Genomic DNA, 16,566 nt, shown 5'->3' with positions numbered 1-16,566 from the left:
CCCCTGCTCCCTACTCCCCTCATTTGGTAACTTAGTGTACTGCATTACCAAACAAAGTCTGGTTGAATTAGATAGAACATTCTAATTGAGTCAGGGCTATGACTGAAACTACTGTCAAGGCAGAAGTAAAAGCGCCGCTGCGTCCGGTGAGTAAAGAAGGGCTAGAGAAATTAGCGGCGACTGCTAAGGCAAATCCTAATGTTGTCAAGTCCTTGAAGGTGAAGACGGTTTGTGAAGGACAATTTCGCAATTTAACCTACGTTCGAGACTTACCAGAACACGTTATTGACGAACCTCCCACCCTGCTAGGACAAGACACAGCACCCAATCCATCAGAAGCAATGCTAGCCTGTCTGGGTTCGTGCTTATCGGTGGGTATTCATGCTAACGCAGTCATGCGGGGAATTACTCTCACAAAGCTAGAACTAGAACTAGAAGGTGACATCAATATCACGGGTGTCTGGGGAATTGGTGACTTAGCAGAGAAGCGGTTGGGATTCACCGATGTCCGCGTCAAAGTGGATTTAGAAGGAGATGCTAGCAAAGAGGAACTAGAAGATCTAGTGGCTCATGCAAATTTCTGGTCGCCAGTTGCCAACACATTTCGCTTACCCGTAAATGTAGATGTTGCTCTTAAGTGAGCAGTAGAACACAGAGGACAGTCACAGAGGTAGCAGATATTTGTGTAGAGATGCATACGTAAGTTATTGCGTCTCTACTCTGAATTGAGCGCAAATTGATACTGAGAAGACAGACTTGCCAATCTAAGCAAGTCATAATGTTAAGAAATTTAAATATACATGAGTTTGTGTTGTCGCTCAGGAATTCTAGTATCTAGTATGCAAGCAGTTTCAAATCTATCCGATCGCGCAGTAGCAAAGACGCAAGCACCCGAAACCATGCTGGCAGAATTGCATAAAGCGATCGCTACCCAATTAGCACCGCAAGTTGCAGATATCGATCTCAAAGGACAATATCCCCGTGACTTCATGCACCTAGTAGGGGAATTGGGCGGTTATCGGCAGGCGGTTGCGGTAGAATATGGCGGTGCTGGCAACGGCTTAAAAGCAGCAGTCCAAGCGATCGAAGCTATATCCCAAGAATGTTTGTGTACTGGGTTTATGACTTGGTGTCAGATAGCCTGCACCTGGTACATGCAGAATAGTGACAATGTTTACCTCAAACAGCACCTTCTACCCTTAGTCGCTACAGGTAAAGTTTTAGGTGGCACGGGTTTATCCAACCCAATGAAACACTTTGCTGGAATTGAGAAAATCGCTCTCGTCGCCGAACGTCAACCTGGAGGTTACGTACTCAACGGTATGTTACCTTGGGTTTCCAACTTAGGTGCAGGACATCACTTTGGCATTGCCGCAAGACTAGCAGATAGCGATGACTACCTCATGGCGATCGTTTCCGACGAACTCACAGGACTGACTCTGCGTTGCAACGCCCATTTCATCGCCTTAGAGGGTAGCAATACTTACAGCTGTATCTTCCGCGATGTCTTCGTACCCGATGAATTAATTCTCGCCGCCCCCTGCGAAGAATACGTCAATCGTATCCGTCCTGGGTTTATCTTGACGCAAGTTGGCATGGGCTTAGGTCTAGTAGGTAGTTGCATCCAAATTATGGAACGGGCAAATCAACGCTACGGACACGTCAACTGCTTTCTAGACGACCAAGTAGAAGACCTAGCTGCTAGTCTAGCAACGACCCGCGAGAAAACCTACGCGATCGCTACCCAGATGAGCCAACAAGGATGCGATCGCTCCTTACTAAAACAAGTCATTCAAGCCCGAATTAATGCCTCAGAACTCTCCTTACGGGCAGCAAACGCTGCCATGCTACACGTAGGCGCAAGAGGCTACTTACACGGTGGAATAGCCGAAAGAAAACTACGCGAATCGTACTTCGTCGCGATCGTCACCCCAGCATTAAAACAGTTGAAAAAAATGTTACACGACATGGAGAAGTCAAAAGTTAAAAGTTAAAAGTCAAAAAATAGGAGACAAGGGAGACAAGGGAGACAAGGGAGAGGGGGGAGACAAGGGAGACAAGGAAGATAATAACCGTCAACCGTCAACTAACAACTAATAACCAACAACCAACAACCAACAACAAAAAATTATGATGGCTCTACTAGAGTCTTTTAGCTATTTAGATACGATAACTTCGTTAAGCTCCGCTAACGCTAACTGTCCTTGTGGTGGTTCGCACATCGCTGCAGATCATCAAAAATTTCTAGAAGGAATGCCCCAAGATCCAGCAGATTTGGTGGACGACCTGTGTAAAATGGGACACTACTCAGGAGAAACTTTAGAGTTTGCACGGGCATTAACTCAAGCCGAAATCAGAAAGACTCTGGTACTCCAGATGCTCGATCGCGCCGAACCAGGACAACGCCAGATCTGCTACGATTTGATCCAGCTTGCCGGAGGATTAGAAGAGGCTTTTGCGGCTGCCTTTGGCAATCGCTCAACCCAGTTTTTTAACGATGCACTCCGTCTAAGCAAGTTTCGCCGTCGTGATTTTTTAATTAAAGTTGCCGCCGCCGCCGCAGTTGTCACGGCTGCAAGTTGCGTCAGTAACAATAACTCGCAAGCACCAACCGCAACTTCTACAAATGCCGCAGCTACGAGTAAGTTAGAAAAAACCGATTTAACAATTGGTTTTATTCCCATCGCCTGTTCGATTCCCATCGTCGCCGCCGAACCGCTGGGATTTTTTAAAAAGCATGGGTTAAATGTAACTCTGAAGAAAATGCCAAACTGGGCAGCAGTCAGGGAGTCTGCGATCGCAGGCGAACTCGATGCCTATCATATGCTGTCTCCCATGCCGATTGCAATGACTTTGGGTTTAGGTTCTTCTGCTTTCCCGATTCGACTTGCCAGTATTGAAAACATCAACGGACAATCGATCGCAGTTGCTAGCAAGCATAAAGATAAAGTCAAAACTGCGGCAGATTTTAAAGGCATGACTATCGGGTTGCCTTTTCCCTACTCGATGCATAATTTGTTACTGCGCTACTACCTCGCATCAGGGGGATTGAATCCAGACAAAGACGTAAGACTAGAAATCGTTCCCCCGCCAGATTCAGTCGCAAAAATGGCAGCAGGACAAATTGACGCTTTCCTGATGCCTGATAATTTCGGGCAACGGGCAATCTTTGAGAAAATTGGTTTCATTCACCTACTCACCAAAGATCTGTGGCAAGGACACCCGTGTTGTGCTTTCGCTGCTAGCCAAAGTTGGATCGATCGCCACCCGAATACCTTCCGCGCCGTTAACAAAGCTATTATCGATAGCGCCGGACATGCCAACGCCGCCGAAAACCGTCAGGAAGTCGCCAAGGCAATGTCCGAACGCAAGTATCTCAACCAGCCGGAACCAGTTCTTACAGCAGTGCTGACGGGTAAATTTGACAATGGTTTAGGACAAACACTAGACGTACCAGATCGGATTGGCTTCGATCCCTATCCGTGGAAAAGCTTTGCCAAGTGGATTTCTTCTCAAATGGTACGCTGGGATTTAATGCCGACAGAAAAGGCAAAATATGAAGAAATTGCCACCCAAGTCTATATGACAGATTTAGCAAGGGAACTGGCGAAAGAATTGGGACAAAATCCACCTGCGGAGTCTACGCGGATCGAAAAACTGAAAAATGGTGACTTTGACCCTGGTAAAGTTGAAGCCTATTTACAAGAACAGAAAAAACAGTTCAAGGTTTAGAGGTAATGGTGGACAACTCCCGACGATTATCCAAGCAGCGATCGCATTTCTCAGCTCATCCTTGGCTCCAAAATCCCAATTTACAAGCCACAATTTTATTCTTTTTACTTCTAACTGCGTTGTTACTCGTATGGGAATTGGGAGTGCAATTGAAGCTATTTTCTCCTGTGATGCCTGCTGCCAGTCGGACGATCGCCGACTTTTGGAGTTGGATTATCGATCCGTTTTACGATAATGGTCCCAACGATAAAGGGATCGGTCTGCACCTACTAGCAAGCTTACAACGAGTCACGATCGGGTTTCTCATCGGTTCCGCGATCGCCATTCCTCTAGGTATTGCGATCGGATTATCAGAAGTCGTTTCCAAAGCCGTCGATCCGTTTATTCAACTGCTACGTCCCGTCTCCCCCCTCGCATGGTTACCATTAGGACTAGCAATCCTCAAAAGTTCCGAAGCAACAGCCTTGTTTGTGATTGCAATTACGAGCATAGCACCCACGTTAATTAATACCAAATTTGGTGTCAGTCACGTTTCTCGCGACTACCTCAACGTAGCACGGACTCTAGGAGCATCTCGCTGGCGGACGATCGCCAAAGTCATTTTACCAGCAGCCGCACCTCAGATCGTAGCAGGATTGCGAATTAGTATCGGTATTTCCTGGTTAGTAATAGTCGCCGCCGAGATGATTGTCGGTGGTACGGGTATTGGCAGCTTTGTTTGGAACGAGTGGAACAACCTCAATGTCACCAGCATCATCACCGCGATCGTCGTTATCGGATTAGTAGGAATTCTCCTCGATCGCCTCTTGGGACTATTACACAGTTGGGTGTCTTTTGGTCAGTGACCAGTTACCAATAGAGAGTGGCTAGTGACTGGTGACTAGACCGAAAAAAAGAATCTAGCCACTAGCCACTAGCCACCAGCCACCTCTCAACTACCAATTACCAATTACTAATATGATTTCCTATACTGATACACTCGATCCTACACTTAAAGACACGACTCAGTTGGTGTTGAAGGATGTGTTTAAGGTCTTTCCTGGAAGACAGAGCTTAGTAGATCGGCTATTGCATCGTACTTCGCCGGATTATATTGCGATCGCTGAGATTAATTTAGAAATTTCAGCGAATACCTTTGTTTCAATTATCGGTCCTTCTGGATGCGGTAAATCAACTTTACTAAACATTATTGCTGGTTTGACTCCACCTACTAGCGGTGTGGTAATGCTGAATGGGACAGAAATTCATCATCCAGGTCCCGATCGCGGTGTCGTTTTCCAAAATTATTCTCTGATGCCTTGGATGACTGTAGCAGAAAATATCCGCTTTGCAATTGAAACGGTTTATCCTAAGATGTCTCGCGATCGGCAAAAACAGATCGTGCGCGAATATATCGATCTAGTCGGGTTGCGGGGTGCAGAACAGAAACATCCTCATGAATTATCGGGAGGAATGAAGCAAAGAGTCGGTATCGCAAGAGCTTTGGCAATTAATCCGCAAATTCTGTTGATGGACGAGCCATTTGGTGCTTTAGACGCATTAACGCGGGGTTTTTTGCAAGATGAAATTGCGCGAATTTGGGAGCAACAACACAAAACCGCAATTCTGATTACCCACAGTATTGAAGAGGCTTTGTTACTATCAGATCAAATCGTAATGATGAGTCGGGGTCCCGCCGCTCAAATTGTCGAAGTACTCGATATTCCCTTCCCCCGTCCCCGCAAGCGCGAAAGTCTGGATCGCTACCCTGCCTATCACGAACTCAAAGCCGAACTAGAATTACACCTATCTCGCGAAACCCGCGCTGTTGAGGAGTTGCGGGTGTAGGTTTATGACAACGACAAGGGAGACAAGGGGGACAAGGGAGAAGCGTAAGTCGCAAGTCGCGCATTCGCAAGTCGCAATTAAAACACGCACCAAGCACCACTAACCATTACCAATTACCCATTACCCATTACCATCATTCACTGATAACTGATTAAATGGTTAACCTGAAACGGACTCGCGAAGATATTTTAGCCTCGGTTTTAGATCTGATTCATCATCAAGGGTTTCAATCTACGGGACTCAAAGAATTATTTAGCGTCAGCGGTACTTCATCTGGAAGTTTTTACAATTACTTTCAGTCCAAAGATGAATTAGCCCACGCTCTGATTGACTATAAGTGGCAGCAAATTAAGACTCATATCATCAAGCCTGCTGCCGAACATACTAGCGATCCGATCGCACAACTGGTGTGGATAATCGATCGCCTAGAAGCAAAACACCTTACCGAACCAGATTGTGGCGGCTGTTTCTTAGGTAACTTAATTGTCGATTTAGCAAAATACGATACATCATTTCAAACACATCTGATCCAGGTGTTTGACCAATGGCATTTCGCGATCGCTCAATTACTGCGTCAAGGACAAACTCAGTTGCGATCGGATATCGATCCCGATAATTTAGCCGAACAACTGATGAATGCGATCGAAGGCACTCTATTGTTAGGACGCTTATACAATCATCCCAATCGCCTGCAACGTGGTTTTGACAACGTGCGGCAAATGTTAAAAGCAGCACTTAAACAGTGACTAGTTATCAGTGGTCAGTGAGCCAGGCGAGAGACAAGAGGTAAATTTTGACTTTTGACTTTTGACTTTTAACTTTTGACTTATTCCCTGCGTCTTCTCTGCTTGGGTGCAGATAATGGTGGTAGCTCCGAATTGGAAGAGTGGTAGGGTAAATAATGCTGAGCTACGGGTTGGGGTGCTTCTGGTTGTCGCTTCTGCGAAATTATCCACCATCGTAGAGCGATCGCGACTCCTACAGTTCCCAATCCGATCGCGAATAGAGACCAGCGATCGCCAAACCCGCCGATAACTGCATTAACTACCCCAATCGTGATCAAAAAGGCAGGTAGCGGCTCTTTCCTATATGCTGACTTCAAAAATCTAGGTAGTGCGGCGTTCATTTCAATATGGTTACTTTTATTTCAGCTATCATCTCAGATTGAATATAATTCTAAGACCTACTGCTCAAAGCCGCTTGTATTTTAAGGTACTGTCTTGCTCTGTAGGTACTACCAATATACCTCACCCACATAACTTATTGCTGTCAACGCTATATCTAGCAATACAAGCGGCACTTCTGCTAGATAATCATTTCAAGCCCAGCCAAGCTAGTACGCCGTGTCCGGTAACAACTTCGATCGCCACCATCAATAAAAAACCGATCATCGCCGCTCGTCCGTTCAAGCGCTCGGCATACTCATTGAAGCCAAACTTCGGTTCTTCTAGTCTAGGTGTAGTTGTTGGTTGAGGTTGGGCAGTCATGTTTTTATCCTTTGAATTACACGAATTTGCTAAAGCTCACGGTTGATAATAGCCTCGAAAGTCTAACAACTTCTGGAGAAGCTAGCGCGATCTTCGTTTACAATTTTTAACCATATTACATATATTTTGACACTTTTTTCTGCAAGCTAGTGTTAAGAAAATCGTAACTTAGAGTTTGGAATGGGTAATGGGTAGTTGGTAGTTGAGTGGTGAGTGGTGCGTGAGGAGAATTCGGAATTCGGAATTCGGAATTAAATTCTCCCAAGCGCGACCTTGCGCTTCCTCTGCTCCCTGCTTCCTGACAACTGAAAAAGCCGATCGCAATGTTTTACACACAAGATGAGAGTTGTCAAGCATAAGCTAGAGAGAGGAGTATCCAACCAAAAGAAAAGCAAAAAGAAAAGCACATGGAAATAGGCGTTCCCAAAGAAACAAAAGACCAAGAATTTCGGGTGGGTTTAAGTCCTTCTAGCGTGCGAGTACTGCACGAAAACGGTCACGCTATCTTTGTTGAAACTGAAGCTGGAACGGGGGCTGGCTTTACCGATACAGACTATAAGCTCGCCGGAGCGCAGATCGTTTCCACTCCAGAAGCTGCGTGGAACCGAGAATTAGTGGTGAAGGTGAAAGAACCACTCCAGCCGGAATATAAATTTTTGCAAAAAGAGCAGTTATTATTTACCTACTTGCATCTAGCAGCCGATCGCGCTTTGACCGAACATTTAATTGATTGTGGCGTAACGGCGATCGCATATGAAACTGTAGAACAACCTGGTAATAATAAACTTCCTTTACTCACTCCCATGAGTATTATTGCAGGTCGTCTCTCGGTGCAGTTTGGCGCTCGGTTTCTCGAACGCCAGCAGGGGGGACGGGGCGTTCTTTTAGGCGGCGTACCAGGCGTAAGACCAGGTAAAGTCGTCATCCTGGGGGGTGGTGTTGTCGGTACGGAAGCGGCGCGAATTGCCGTTGGAATGGGTGCAGCCGTACAAATTTTAGATGTCAACGTCGATCGCCTATCCTACTTAGAAACTCTATTTGGTTCTAGAGTAGAGCTGCTTTACAGTAATTCCGCTCAGATTGAAGCTGTTGTCTCTCAAGCTGACTTACTCATCGGTGCTGTCTTAGTTCCTGGACGCAAAGCGCCAATTCTCGTCTCGCGCAACTTAGTCAAACAAATGCATCCTGGTGCGGTGATTGTAGATGTTGCTGTCGATCAAGGCGGTTGTATCGAAACCTTACGCCCAACTTCTCACACCAACCCAGTTTATGTAGAAGAGGGAGTCGTCCACTATGGTGTTCCTAACATGCCTGGAGCTGTACCTTGGACGGCAACGCAAGCATTAAATAACAGTACCCTACCATACGTGTTGCAATTGGCAAATTTGGGTCTGAAAGCTGTGGAAGTTAATCCTTTCTTAGCGGCTGGTGTTAACGTGCAAAATCATCGCCTAGTCCATCCCGCCGTGCAGCAGGTGTTTCCTGATTTGGTCAGCTAGTAGCAATTTTCTGCGATCGCCATCAATTTGTAAAGGCGCACAGCTGTGCGCCCCTACAGATCGTTGTTAATTCATACTCGTTATGACTATGATGTAAATAACCGCCATGACCTAGCTAGGAATTGGGCTGTAGGTAAAGAGGTTTGATATGGCTCATATAAACTTGCGTCGCCCTCAAAATACAGATGGGGATTTTTATGTCGATACCACCTGTATTGATTGCGATACCTGTCGTTGGATGACTCCAGAGGTATTTAACCGTACTGGCGAACAATCGGCAGTTTATCATCAACCAACAAATGAAACAGAAAGACTGAGGGCGCTACAAGCTTTACTTGCTTGTCCTACCAGTTCAATTGGTACGGTAGAAAAGCCAAAAGATATCAAATCTGCACAAGAAAGTTTTCCAATTTTAGTAGCTGAAAATGTCTATCACTGCGGCTATCATGCAGAAAATTCATATGGTGCAGCGAGTTATTTGATTGTGCGTCCAGAGGGCAACGTATTAGTAGATTCGCCCCGTTTTACGCCGCCATTGGTAAAACGAATCGAAGAAATGGGGGGAATTCAGTATATCTATCTCACCCACCGCGATGATGTTGCCGATCATCAGAAATATCACGATAAATTTAAGTGCGATAGCGAAGCGGGGCGCGGAGGCGCACTTCGCGTTATTCATACAGACGAAATTTCCAGCAGTACGCGCAACGTAGAAATTAAGATTGCTGGTACAGAACCCGATCGATTAGCGCCCGATTTGTTAGTTATTCCCGTTCCTGGTCATACCAAAGGGCATACAGTTTTACTCTACAAAGACAAGTTTCTATTTACAGGCGATCATATCGCTTGGGATGATGACGACCAAATATTAGCAGGTTTTCCAGGTGTCTGCTGGTATTCTTGGTCAGAACTGATTAAGTCTACCTATCGCTTGTTAGATTACTCTTTTGAATGGGTATTACCCGGTCACGGTCGCCGCTATCATGCAGATGCAGCAACAATGCGGCATAAACTCAAAGAAGGTCTTGAGTGGATGGAACAACAGTGACTAGTGACTGGTGACTGGTGACTAGAGCAAAATAAGACAGTGTAGAGACGTTACATGTAACGTCTCTACATTGAGGTTAATCAAAATAAGTCTGTAAATCTGGATGGCGGTGGTAGTGGAAAATTTTAGTAATTTGAGTAGGCATTACCCGTGTCAAAGACAAGGGAGGAATTTCATCTTCGCCAAAAAAAGCTACCTCGTCAGTTTCAATGCTAGATGATGGAGAACCGCCAATGAGTTCGCAAAGGAAATGTAATTTGTAAACAGCATAAGGGAAAGGCGGATGTCCCTGTTTGTCGCGATCGTAGACAGCAAGTAATTTGATGGCGCGGGTGAGATATCCTGATTCTTCCTGAACTTCGCGCACCACAACTTCACTAGGAGAGTTGCCTATGTCAGCATAACCTCCTGGTAGCGACCAACAACCATCTACTTTTTCCTTTACCAGTAATAATTTATCCCCCTGGAAAACAGCCGCCCGCACGTCTACTTTTGGGGTAGCATAACCAACCTCTTGAGAAAATAAATCGAGAACGTAGCTAGGCTCGACATTACTGTATGTTGCCATAATCTCTGCCGCGATCGCCCGTAGAGATTTATAGCGTTCTCTGTCAAACACTCCTTCGGTATAAGTCAAACCAGTTTGCGCGATCGCCTCTAGCTTTTTTGCCCATTCCAGCCATTTGTATTCTGGGGAACCCATAATCCTGTCTGTAGTTAATTGTTTCTCATTGGTCATTAATCGTTGGTTGTTAGTTGATGGTTGACAATTGTTGCTCTACCCCTCTGCTTCCTTGTCCCCCTGCTCCCTATTAACTGACATTGCAAAGTTTAGTAAAAGCTACCTGCTTCAGCCTATAGATAGATGCATAATATCCGGTTGTCAGCTTGTCTTAGTGCAAGGCAAATGGTGTGATTCGACCGATCGGCGAAACGCACCTACAATCGGAACACATATGATAAAAGAGATCGATCTAAAAAGCAAAACTATAGACAACTTGGTGGCGATCGCCAGCCAATTTGACGTAGAAGGTCAAATTGTAGAGATTCAAGCTTTTGGTAACGGTAATATCAACGATACTTTTCTCGTCACGCTGAGAAACTCAACTCAAAAACACGTTATTCTACAACGCATTAACACGCATGTATTTCACCAGCCAGAACTGGTAATGCAGAATGTGCGCGTCTTTACCGACCATGCGACCCAGCGCTTGCAAGATTGGAGTAGCGATCGCCGTTGGGAAATACCGAGCGTCATCCTAACGCAGGATAATCGGGAATATTGGATGAATGCTGAAGGAGCATTCTGGCGTGCAATTAGCTTTATCGAAGCCGCACAATCTTTTGACACTATTACAGATTGCGATCGCGCTAGAGAGGCTGGTTACGCCCTTGGTACGTTTCATAATCTCATCAGCGATTTACCCCCTGAAAAGCTAGCTGTCACGCTGGAAGGATTTCACATTACACCGCGCTACCTTCAGCAATACGATGCAGTGCTGGCAAAACATGACAAAAGCATGTCGCCTGAAATAGATTTTTGTTTGCAGTTTATTCAAACTCGTAGAAATTGGGTAAGTGTCTTAGAAGATGCAAAAATCAGCGGAGAATTGCCTTTGCGTTTAATGCATGGCGATCCTAAAATTAATAACGTTCTGTTTGACAATAATACCGGACGAGCCGTCAGTGTTATCGATCTCGATACACTCATGCCTGGTTTAATCCACTACGATATTGGTGACTGTCTGCGATCGAGTTGTAATTCTTTGGGTGAAGAAACTCAACAATGGCAAGAGGTACGATTTGAAACAGAACTTGCCCAAGCTATTTTACAAGGCTATGTTTCACAAGCAAAAGATTTTTTAACTGAAAAAGATTACGAATATATATACGACTCAATCCGATTGTTAGCTTTTGAATTAGGATTGCGGTTTTTTACCGACTATTTAGTAGGTAACGTTCACTTCTCTAAGGTGAAATATGCAGAACATAATTTGGTCAGGGCGCTGGTACAATTTCAGCTGACTCAAAGTATTGAAACTCAACAATCGCCTATTTGCGCGATCGTGCGAGATTTAAAACGAGATCTAACATGAGCGATCGCACTTTTTTTCTGAAGCCATTTCTCTCCGATAATCTACCGCTTCAGCTCGAAATTTCAGGTATTGTAGATCGGCAGTTCAATAAACTTACTATCCAATACCAGATTTTGGGACAGTTAGCAGAATTAGCCATTCCAGCATTAACAGATTCGCCTACTCGTAAAGACGAATTATGGCAACAAACATGCTTAGAGTTTTTTCTTGGAATTGAAGATTCTTCCCAATATTGGGAATTTAACCTTTCACCTTCTGGAAACTGGAACATCTATCATTTTGAAGATTATCGTCAAGGAATGCAAACAGAAACAGCCTTTACGTCACTACCATTTATTTTACATAATCGCCCCAACTATTTATTGTTGAATCTCGAACTCGATTTAGATAAAGTGGTAGAAATAGAGCAGAAAATAGAAATTGCGATCGCGTCTGTGATTCAGTCAAAATCTGGTGAAATGACATATTGGGCATTAACTCATTGCGGTACGCAAGCCGATTTTCATCTGCGCGATAGTTTTACTATTAAATTGTGACTCATGGATCGCTACTTGCGATCGTCATGCCACAGCAAAACCTGTATGCTGTCGTACTTTTGGATGTCGAAATCCAAGCACTATACTCTCTCTAGGAATACCTACTTCCATTAAATCGGTGACTACGCCTTCTTCTGTGTCATCGTACTGCACCCAGACTTTATCACCAATTAAACTCAGATGAATAGGTGTTGCGTGGAGATATTTATCGCCGTTCCAGCCTATATCCAGAACTAGATATTGCCCTCGTTCATCGTCAAATATAACTTGAGAGGTATAACCATCAGGTAGAGTTGCACGATAGTCAGCATGATTTTTGAGAATATTCTTAATGATGCTTCGGTATTTTGACTGGGTATCCATTGCGCGATCGCCTCATTTTCAGCATCAAAGACAATTAACTTAACAATCTGATTTTTGAGTAATACTTGTCCTACCCCACAGAGAACTAAGTGGGATAACAAGTCTGTTGAGCGACGGTAGATAATTTTGGCATTCTTACCAATGAATTTCAACCGTCCGCTACAGAGTGTTTGTCATGATGCAAGTTCACTCAAGGCATACAATCTATTATCTCTTTAGATTTTCTAACCGAGTTTTTTCTGCGTGTGCTTTACGGGAAAGCACTTGAAGATTTTCCAATGTGGTTAAACCACCCTTTGACATTGGTATAATATGATCTACTTGAAAATCCCTTCTCATCTGGCTCTTAAACCCACTAATTGCACAGGTAATGAATCCTTTTGCATCTATGTGTTTAGCAAAAACAGCATCCTTAATATCTCGGTATTCAGCCGGATCTTTTTCCCGAATTTCAATAAGTGAAAGACTTTCCAGTGGAACTGTGTCAGGAATTACAATCGGGGGAGTGACTATGAGATCGGGGTAAGCTCCAATTAGCTTGTTAATTTCAATGTCTACTTGTTTTTTAAAATAAAGATAATTGTATCCAAATAAAACTTGCCAAAAAGATTTGCTATCGTTCCACAGTGAAGTGAGATACTCAGTTACTTGCTTAAGCGTTAAATCATTCTCATAGATGTGTCTCGCCACAATTGATACATCGCACTTTCTACGTTCGCTAAATGCAATGAATTCCGGTTCCATCTGCTTTTGGGCATAGAACCGCAAAATATTCTCAACATCCGCATCTCTATAACCAAGTAGAAAAGGATAATCTGGGAAGTAAAGCTCCTTAGTAAGTTCCAGTAAATATTTCAGCTCTTCTTCAGTTAATATTTCTCTATTTTCAATATCAATGCCTTTAAATACAGCCTCTAGGTCATTGACGAAACTATCGTAAGCTTCTTCAGTATCGCTATATAAAAGCACGTCATAGTTTCTGGACACAGGCTCATCGGATTCAGAAGGCTCAAGAATAGAAAAGCGATAAATACCAACAGGAACTCGCTTTAGAAAATCTAATTTTTCTAAAGCAGTAGTATCGATGGAATCATCCATTATAATAGCAAATTCTTCAATTTTCTCAATTGAGATAAGTCGAGCAATTCTTTTCATTGTCTCGATATCTCGATCGACAAATTCTACCCCTTCTATGTCAATCAATTTCTCAGGATTAACCCAGTTAATCTTATCTTCCCAGTTGTCAATAAAACTTACAACATAGGCTTTTTCTGTACCTCCTGCTGTTTGTCCGCGCAAACCTCTACCAATCATTTGAGTCATTAAAATTGTAGAAGTAGTTGGGCGCGTTAGAAAAACAGTTTGAACATTTGGCAGGTCAATTCCTTCGATTAGCATTTCTACATTAATGAGAACCTCAAGTTTTCCTGCCCTAAATCGCTCGATCTTCTCTAAATTTTCCTTCACGGAAATTGTAGAGCCCGTATTTACATCAGTAATCTTTGCTGCTACAAAATCAGAAGTTATCCCCCGTTTTTTAAATAAGCCGTTCAATTCAATTGCATGTTGAACATCAACTGCAAAAACTAAGAGTGGTTTGTACTTTTCTCTATTTTCAATGTAACAATCAACAATCCGTTTATTACGGATGCTAGACATGGCGATTCTTTCAGCTACCTTCGTAGGTAATTTATCAAAATTCTCAATTGCTTTTATATCTTTGTTAGTTAGTTCCCGATAAAAATCTAGTTCTGTTTCTAAATTCTCAAAAATTGGTTCAGCAAGAATTCCTCTTGTAATGAGTGTCCTTAAATGTTCTGAAAAGATGATATCGTTGGGAAAGACTTTCTTCAGTAAACCTTGTTCGCCTTTATCCGTTCTGAATGGGGTTGCTGTCAATCCCAACATTCTAAAGCCATCTGTTCTCCCTCTATCTTTAAAGTTCTGCTTAATGCTATCAATTAATTTGCGATAGGTTTTTGCCGTCGCGTGATGTGCTTCATCAACTACCAAGAGAATTGTATCAGAGTATTTAACCCAATTATTTATAAGATAATCCAGTCCACCATTGAGACTATCTTTGCTAGCAATGATAATATCGTCAGTTGGTTTGATGTTGATAGGGCGATCGTGCTTAGGATGACCAGAAATTACGCGATATCTGAACGTTTCGATATCGCTCAGTAATGAGGGATAAGCACTAAATTTCAGGGTTTCCAAGGCTTGGTTAAGTAATTCATGTCGATGAGCAATCCATAAAACTTTTTTACGCTTATCAATAAAGTTACGTAGTAACCAATGAACGGCTGTCAAGGTCTTTCCGCCACCTGTAGGCAAAACCAATAAACCTTCAAAAGGAAGCTTATTTTTTTGATCCAATGCCTTGATTGCCTCGTTTTGATGAGCGTAAAGTTCTCTAGGGTTTTTGCCTGTATTGACTTGGATTTGACCTGAGTACTCAACTTGAACAGTTTGCATAATACTGGAACCTAAAAATAATTGTAAATCTGGGGCTTGTTCAAGTGTTGATAACCTTGTAGCACCCTCGATCCCAGTATTCCCAAATTGCATGTAATCAACACCAAGTTTAGTGCGATCGCTAGACTCAAAGTGGACAAACGTAGACAAACACTTTACCCATTACCCATTACCCATTACCAAATTCCCACATTGATAGATGTCCTACAATTAGACCTACAATTACGATTGTTGTGGTTTGCAGTTGAGCATCTAGAGGTAAGTAACCTTGAAACTCGTGTTCGATCCCGCGATCGCAATTAGCAGAATGAAGGAACGAGTGCGGTTGAGCGGCTGCTAGTAATCTTTGTACGATCGTCGCTAGAATCTGAATTCTGTTCGCTACAACACGGTTGTTATGCGCTGACTATAGCCGATCGATTAACTTGTCCTACTCTACATGGCTCCCGATCCAAAACCACAAGATACCACCTTCCACCTCAATACCTAAAGCTCGGTAATCTAAACCCGCTCGAACTGACCAATACTTTTTGCCAATCTTCTTGAAATGTAATGACGGATGAGATGGATCGGCTTTCAGAAGCTCATAACACCGATCTGCTGTCTCTTAGCGCGCTTTCAGTTAAAGCCTCATAACACTGCCAAAATCTTCGTGTCGTGTAATGGATCGAATTTCTCGACAGCGACCCGCTTGAAAATCAGCGATCGCCTCTTCAGCCAAAGCTTCTAGTTTACCGTTTGCAATGTCTTGCTCTAGCTGTTCGTCCCAACGCTGGTAGTCTAGGTCAAGGAACCACTCCTTGAGCTAATCGCCCCAGTACCATGCCTAAATTTCGTGGCTGCCGATGCCTGCGAGCAACAAAGAAAAATATGAAAAAAACAATAAATGCCAATATAATATTTGGCAGCATAACAATAAAGCCATCAATTAGTCCTCCAATTTTCTGCCATGCTGCTGTTATTGCTGCTTGAATATTCATAGCTATCGATCTAATACCTAAAATAACGAAGCAGATTAATGCTGCGAATTTTCTTTTGGATTACTAAAGCTATTCTCGATTTGAAGTGGAGGAAATCCGACAACATTATAAGTCGTCGTGGCAATTCTAATTCCAGCCATATCGAAAGCTTTGAGGATATCGCGGCTAACCGCATCTTTGAGATCGCGAATCCCGTGTTCTCTGACAACAAAGCGGACAGTCATTTCTAGCCAGTTATTAGTAATGCGATAGTAAACCTTGGGTGTCAAATCGTGAGAATGGAGAAAATAGCGAACCTCCTACGGAGGCGCTTCGCTAACGCGCATTATTTTCAACGATTCTTGACTCATCTGATTAATATTTTCCGTGTGACGGGCAGCGCATTCTAGTAGAATTTGTTCGGCGCGTGAAGCGAAGCTGTCGCGAAGCGAATCGCGATCGGTTGTATAAGAAATCGGCACGCTAATTTCTTCCCAAAGATAGGGGAAATCTTGCGTGTAGTTGTAAACTGGCTGGTCAA

Annotated in this window: 17 protein-coding genes and 4 pseudogenes; 10 read left to right on the top strand and 11 right to left on the bottom strand. The window is 43.5% G+C overall.

The window, feature by feature from the left end; translation table 11 throughout:
• Positions 1 to 98: 98 nt before the first annotated feature.
• From C7Y66_RS25470 to C7Y66_RS25445, 6 genes are all read left to right on the top strand, one after another.
• Positions 99 to 641: an OsmC family protein gene (locus C7Y66_RS25470; protein WP_106547732.1), complete on the top strand. Its 543-nt coding sequence runs from the start codon at positions 99 to 101 to the stop codon at positions 639 to 641.
• Between the two features lie 198 nt (positions 642 to 839).
• Positions 840 to 1,994 (top strand): acyl-CoA dehydrogenase family protein, encoded by a 1,155-nt coding sequence (locus tag C7Y66_RS25465; RefSeq protein WP_233222848.1) that lies wholly within the window; start codon positions 840 to 842, stop codon positions 1,992 to 1,994.
• A gap of 136 nt (positions 1,995 to 2,130) precedes the next feature.
• Positions 2,131 to 3,732: a CmpA/NrtA family ABC transporter substrate-binding protein gene (locus tag C7Y66_RS25460; protein WP_106547730.1), complete on the top strand. Its 1,602-nt coding sequence runs from the start codon at positions 2,131 to 2,133 to the stop codon at positions 3,730 to 3,732.
• Positions 3,733 to 3,737: 5 nt separating this feature from the next.
• Complete coding sequence (gene ntrB / locus C7Y66_RS25455; protein WP_106547729.1) at positions 3,738 to 4,577, top strand: nitrate ABC transporter permease; 840 nt, start codon at positions 3,738 to 3,740, stop codon at positions 4,575 to 4,577.
• A gap of 112 nt (positions 4,578 to 4,689) precedes the next feature.
• The gene (locus C7Y66_RS25450; protein WP_106547728.1) at positions 4,690 to 5,559 is read left to right on the top strand and encodes an ABC transporter ATP-binding protein; all 870 of its coding nucleotides are present in this window, start codon (positions 4,690 to 4,692) and stop codon (positions 5,557 to 5,559) included.
• A 155-nt stretch (positions 5,560 to 5,714) separates the two neighbouring features.
• The gene (locus C7Y66_RS25445; RefSeq protein WP_106547727.1) at positions 5,715 to 6,305 is read left to right on the top strand and encodes a TetR/AcrR family transcriptional regulator; all 591 of its coding nucleotides are present in this window, start codon (positions 5,715 to 5,717) and stop codon (positions 6,303 to 6,305) included.
• An 80-nt stretch (positions 6,306 to 6,385) separates the two neighbouring features.
• On the opposite strand, the gene C7Y66_RS25440 is transcribed toward C7Y66_RS25445, so the two are convergent.
• From C7Y66_RS25440 to C7Y66_RS30660, 3 genes are all read right to left on the bottom strand, one after another.
• The gene (locus C7Y66_RS25440; protein ID WP_106547726.1) at positions 6,386 to 6,685 is read right to left on the bottom strand and encodes a hypothetical protein; all 300 of its coding nucleotides are present in this window, start codon (positions 6,683 to 6,685) and stop codon (positions 6,386 to 6,388) included.
• Between the two features lie 187 nt (positions 6,686 to 6,872).
• Entirely contained in the window at positions 6,873 to 7,046 is a 174-nt protein-coding gene (locus tag C7Y66_RS25435; RefSeq protein ID WP_015154741.1) for a chlorophyll a/b-binding protein, read from the bottom strand.
• A 168-nt stretch (positions 7,047 to 7,214) separates the two neighbouring features.
• A complete protein-coding gene (locus C7Y66_RS30660; protein WP_146149877.1) occupies positions 7,215 to 7,403 on the bottom strand; it encodes a hypothetical protein in 189 nt (62 codons plus the stop codon).
• 50 nt (positions 7,404 to 7,453) lie between these two features.
• On the opposite strand from C7Y66_RS30660, the gene ald reads away from it, so the two are divergent.
• Positions 7,454 to 8,545, top strand: coding sequence for an alanine dehydrogenase (gene ald, locus C7Y66_RS25430; protein WP_106547725.1), 1,092 nt, complete (start codon positions 7,454 to 7,456; stop codon positions 8,543 to 8,545).
• Positions 8,546 to 8,693: 148 nt separating this feature from the next.
• Positions 8,694 to 9,593, top strand: a complete 900-nt coding sequence (locus tag C7Y66_RS25425; protein ID WP_106547724.1) for an MBL fold metallo-hydrolase — start codon at positions 8,694 to 8,696, stop codon at positions 9,591 to 9,593.
• Positions 9,594 to 9,669: 76 nt separating this feature from the next.
• Here C7Y66_RS25425 and C7Y66_RS25420 read toward each other — a convergent pair whose 3' ends face one another.
• Positions 9,670 to 10,332: an NUDIX hydrolase gene (locus tag C7Y66_RS25420; protein ID WP_199197631.1), complete on the bottom strand. Its 663-nt coding sequence runs from the start codon at positions 10,330 to 10,332 to the stop codon at positions 9,670 to 9,672.
• A gap of 217 nt (positions 10,333 to 10,549) precedes the next feature.
• On the opposite strand from C7Y66_RS25420, the gene C7Y66_RS25415 reads away from it, so the two are divergent.
• Together C7Y66_RS25415 and C7Y66_RS25410 are read left to right on the top strand one after the other, a co-directional pair.
• The gene (locus C7Y66_RS25415) at positions 10,550 to 11,689 is read left to right on the top strand and encodes a phosphotransferase enzyme family protein (RefSeq protein ID WP_106547722.1); all 1,140 of its coding nucleotides are present in this window, start codon (positions 10,550 to 10,552) and stop codon (positions 11,687 to 11,689) included.
• Entirely contained in the window at positions 11,686 to 12,225 is a 540-nt protein-coding gene (locus C7Y66_RS25410) for a DOMON-like domain-containing protein (RefSeq protein ID WP_106547721.1), read from the top strand. Before C7Y66_RS25415 ends, C7Y66_RS25410 begins: the two co-directional genes overlap by 4 nt.
• A gap of 24 nt (positions 12,226 to 12,249) precedes the next feature.
• Here C7Y66_RS25410 and C7Y66_RS25405 read toward each other — a convergent pair whose 3' ends face one another.
• The 7 genes and pseudogenes from C7Y66_RS25405 to C7Y66_RS32650 form a co-directional block, all read right to left on the bottom strand.
• Positions 12,250 to 12,588, bottom strand: coding sequence for a XisI protein (locus C7Y66_RS25405; RefSeq protein WP_106547720.1), 339 nt, complete (start codon positions 12,586 to 12,588; stop codon positions 12,250 to 12,252).
• Positions 12,589 to 12,795: 207 nt separating this feature from the next.
• The gene (locus C7Y66_RS25395) at positions 12,796 to 15,216 is read right to left on the bottom strand and encodes a DEAD/DEAH box helicase family protein (protein WP_146149876.1); all 2,421 of its coding nucleotides are present in this window, start codon (positions 15,214 to 15,216) and stop codon (positions 12,796 to 12,798) included.
• Positions 15,217 to 15,496: 280 nt separating this feature from the next.
• Positions 15,497 to 15,734, bottom strand: a pseudogene (locus C7Y66_RS33550) (hypothetical protein).
• Positions 15,689 to 15,871 (bottom strand): annotated as a pseudogene (locus C7Y66_RS33545) (hypothetical protein); the annotation flags it as partial. The pseudogenes C7Y66_RS33550 and C7Y66_RS33545, both read right to left, overlap by 46 nt.
• A pseudogene (locus C7Y66_RS31365) lies at positions 15,858 to 16,046 on the bottom strand (mechanosensitive ion channel family protein); the annotation flags it as partial. The pseudogenes C7Y66_RS33545 and C7Y66_RS31365, both read right to left, overlap by 14 nt.
• A gap of 35 nt (positions 16,047 to 16,081) precedes the next feature.
• On the bottom strand, positions 16,082 to 16,270 hold the full coding sequence (locus tag C7Y66_RS32655) for a hypothetical protein (protein ID WP_233222847.1): 189 nt from the start codon (positions 16,268 to 16,270) through the stop codon (positions 16,082 to 16,084).
• Between the two features lie 75 nt (positions 16,271 to 16,345).
• Positions 16,346 to 16,566: pseudogene (locus C7Y66_RS32650) on the bottom strand (hypothetical protein); the annotation flags it as partial.

The organism is Chroococcidiopsis sp. CCALA 051, from assembly GCF_003015105.1.
GTDB lineage: Bacteria > Cyanobacteriota > Cyanobacteriia > Cyanobacteriales > Chroococcidiopsidaceae > Chroococcidiopsis > Chroococcidiopsis thermalis.
This window is presented reverse-complemented; position numbering and strand designations above follow the sequence as displayed.

What these genes read in the sequence shown, in the direction of transcription:
- C7Y66_RS25425 (WP_106547724.1), top strand. Translation starts at nt 8,694, where the DNA reads ATGGCTCATATAAACTTGCGTCGCCCTCAAAATACAGATGGGGATTTT.
- ald (WP_106547725.1), top strand. Translation starts at nt 7,454, where the DNA reads ATGGAAATAGGCGTTCCCAAAGAAACAAAAGACCAAGAATTTCGGGTG.
- C7Y66_RS25445 (WP_106547727.1), top strand. Translation starts at nt 5,715, where the DNA reads ATGGTTAACCTGAAACGGACTCGCGAAGATATTTTAGCCTCGGTTTTA.
- C7Y66_RS25465 (WP_233222848.1), top strand. Translation starts at nt 840, where the DNA reads ATGCAAGCAGTTTCAAATCTATCCGATCGCGCAGTAGCAAAGACGCAA.
- ntrB (WP_106547729.1), top strand. Translation starts at nt 3,738, where the DNA reads ATGGTGGACAACTCCCGACGATTATCCAAGCAGCGATCGCATTTCTCA.
- C7Y66_RS25460 (WP_106547730.1), top strand. Translation starts at nt 2,131, where the DNA reads ATGATGGCTCTACTAGAGTCTTTTAGCTATTTAGATACGATAACTTCG.
- C7Y66_RS25420 (WP_199197631.1), bottom strand. Translation starts at nt 10,332, where the DNA reads ATGACCAATGAGAAACAATTAACTACAGACAGGATTATGGGTTCCCCA.
- C7Y66_RS25440 (WP_106547726.1), bottom strand. Translation starts at nt 6,685, where the DNA reads ATGAACGCCGCACTACCTAGATTTTTGAAGTCAGCATATAGGAAAGAG.
- C7Y66_RS25450 (WP_106547728.1), top strand. Translation starts at nt 4,690, where the DNA reads ATGATTTCCTATACTGATACACTCGATCCTACACTTAAAGACACGACT.
- C7Y66_RS25405 (WP_106547720.1), bottom strand. Translation starts at nt 12,588, where the DNA reads ATGGATACCCAGTCAAAATACCGAAGCATCATTAAGAATATTCTCAAA.
- C7Y66_RS30660 (WP_146149877.1), bottom strand. Translation starts at nt 7,403, where the DNA reads ATGCTTGACAACTCTCATCTTGTGTGTAAAACATTGCGATCGGCTTTT.
- C7Y66_RS25415 (WP_106547722.1), top strand. Translation starts at nt 10,550, where the DNA reads ATGATAAAAGAGATCGATCTAAAAAGCAAAACTATAGACAACTTGGTG.
- C7Y66_RS25410 (WP_106547721.1), top strand. Translation starts at nt 11,686, where the DNA reads ATGAGCGATCGCACTTTTTTTCTGAAGCCATTTCTCTCCGATAATCTA.
- C7Y66_RS32655 (WP_233222847.1), bottom strand. Translation starts at nt 16,270, where the DNA reads ATGACTGTCCGCTTTGTTGTCAGAGAACACGGGATTCGCGATCTCAAA.
- C7Y66_RS25470 (WP_106547732.1), top strand. Translation starts at nt 99, where the DNA reads ATGACTGAAACTACTGTCAAGGCAGAAGTAAAAGCGCCGCTGCGTCCG.
- C7Y66_RS25435 (WP_015154741.1), bottom strand. Translation starts at nt 7,046, where the DNA reads ATGACTGCCCAACCTCAACCAACAACTACACCTAGACTAGAAGAACCG.